The 1,499-nt window shown below is 68.4% G+C and carries 1 protein-coding gene; it reads right to left on the bottom strand.

The features are described from left to right. Positions 1-23: 23 nt before the first annotated feature. The gene (locus E1298_RS46890; protein ID WP_131903794.1) at positions 24-1,235 is read right to left on the bottom strand and encodes an IS110 family RNA-guided transposase; all 1,212 of its coding nucleotides are present in this window, start codon (positions 1,233-1,235) and stop codon (positions 24-26) included. Positions 1,236-1,499 lie beyond the last annotated feature (264 nt).

Consider the following 1,499-nt stretch of genomic DNA (forward strand, 5'->3'; position numbering starts at 1 on the left):
GGGGGGTGTCCCTATGGAATTTGTCAAGCGGCTGGAGCCGCTTGAGTTGTGATCTTTCGTGAGGGTTGGTAGGGCTGTTGGTCGCGGAGCATGGCGTAGATGACGTCGCTGCGGCGGCGGGCGAGGCAGATGAGGGCGGCGTTGTGCTTTTTGCCCTCGGCCCGCTTGCGGTCGTAGTAGGCCCTGCTGAGGGGGTCGGAGAGGGAGGCGAACGCGGCCAGGAACATGGCGCGTTTGAGGGGCTTGTTGCCGCCCTTGGGCGGGTGTTCGCCCTTGATGGACGACCCGGACCGGCGGGTGACCGGAGCGAGGCCGGCGTAGGCGGCCAGGTGACCGGGTGTCGCGAAGGCGGAGATGTCGCCGATCTCCAGCAGGATCCGTGCGCTGGTCCTGATCCCGAGGCCGGGCATCGAGATCAGGACCTTGGCAAGAGGGTGCGCATCAAGGATCTCCTCCACTCCGATCGCCACCTGTTTGCGCTGGTCATGAACCGACTGCAGCGAGCGGGCGAGGTGCGGCAGGACGGTCGCGGCCGCAGTGGTGCCGGGAACGACGACGGTCTGGGCGTCCAGCGCGGCCTTGACCGCCTCGACCAGACGTCCGGCCATGCGCGGCGCGAGGGGTTTGGCGGTGGCCAGCAGCTGCTCGGCGGTGGCGGCGCGCAGGCCGTCTGGGCCGCCGTAGGTGATCAGCAGCTCGAGGGCGGCCGGGTGGTGCAGCCGCGGACCGATCGCCTTCTCCAACGCGGGGTGGATGGTGACGAGCAGGCCCCGGATCCGGTTCACCAGCCGGGTGGATTCACCGGCCAGGTCGTCATCGAACCCGACCAGAACCTCCAGCTCGGCAAGGGTTTCCTGACCGGTGTCGACTCGGCGGAGTGTGTGCGGGAGCGTGCGGGCGGCGTCGGCAATGACGTAGGCGTCGCGGGCGTCGGTCTTGGCGTTGCCGGGGTGGACGTCGGCCAGCCGCCGCATGGTCAGACCGGGCAGGTAGGCGACCTGGCAGCCCTCGGCTCGGGCGACCGCGACCGGCAGTGCCCCGATCGACGCGGGCTGGTCGACCACCACCAGCACCCGGCCGCGCCGACCGAGCTGGGTGAACAGGGCGCGCAGCCGTTGCTCGTCGTTGGGGAGCGGTTTGTCGTGCAGTTTCTTGCCGGACGGGTCCAGGGCGCAAGCATGGTGCTCGCCCTTGCCGACGTCCAAACCCAGGAACACCGCGTACTCGGGACCCAATGCCCTGCCTCACTCGGGGAGTCGATGTTCTGTCTGGCCTGGTCACAAAGGTCTGGCGACGGCTGCCGGCATCCACGTTACGGCGAGACGATGACTTCGTCACAGAAGGTTGCCTTGTCCCTATCAGCGGTCCACCGACGCCACCCGGGCCCGGTGACAACACCCCCCGGATCATGCTTGCGACAGGGGGCTTGAATCATGCCGGACCGGGTGACCTGGCTCCCACCAACCAGCGGTCGGTGGGACGTGAAAAAGGTAACGGGG

The sequence above is a fragment of the Actinomadura rubrisoli genome (assembly GCF_004349215.1).
GTDB lineage: Bacteria > Actinomycetota > Actinomycetes > Streptosporangiales > Streptosporangiaceae > Spirillospora > Spirillospora rubrisoli.